General features: G+C 64.8%; 1 protein-coding gene. It reads right to left on the bottom strand.

The window, feature by feature from the left end:
• Nucleotides 1–455: efflux RND transporter permease subunit (locus RVY79_RS17390; protein WP_317465734.1), on the bottom strand; the 455-nt coding region annotated here is incomplete at both ends.

Below are 455 nucleotides of genomic sequence, written 5' to 3'. Positions count from 1 at the left end.
GGTGATGGCCAGGATCGGGCCAGTCACTTCATCCATCGCCTTGCGCGCCGCATCCTTGGGCGATTCGCCCAGCGCCATGTGGCGCTCCACGTTCTCCACCACCACGATGGCGTCATCCACCACGATGCCGATGGAGAGCACGAGGCCAAACAGCGACAGCGTGTTCAGCGAGAAGCCGAACATGTGCATCACCGCGAACGTGCCGACCAGCGAGACCGGCACGGCGATCAGTGGAATGATCGACGCGCGCCAAGATTGCAGGAACAGCACCACCACGATCACCACCAGGAGGATGGCCTCCAGCAGCGTGACGGCGACGGACTGGAGCGAGGCGCGCACGAAGACTGTGGGGTCGTAGGCGATCTTGTACTCGATGCCTTCGGGGAACTTGGCCTGCAGCCGCTCCATCGTCGCGCGCACCGCGCTGGACGTGTCCAGGGCATTGGAGCCGGGCG

The organism is Chromohalobacter sp. HP20-39, from assembly GCF_033052815.1.
Lineage (GTDB): Bacteria > Pseudomonadota > Gammaproteobacteria > Pseudomonadales > Halomonadaceae > Chromohalobacter.
The sequence above is the reverse complement of the archived record's forward strand: the minus strand, read 5'-3'. Positions and strand labels throughout refer to the sequence as shown.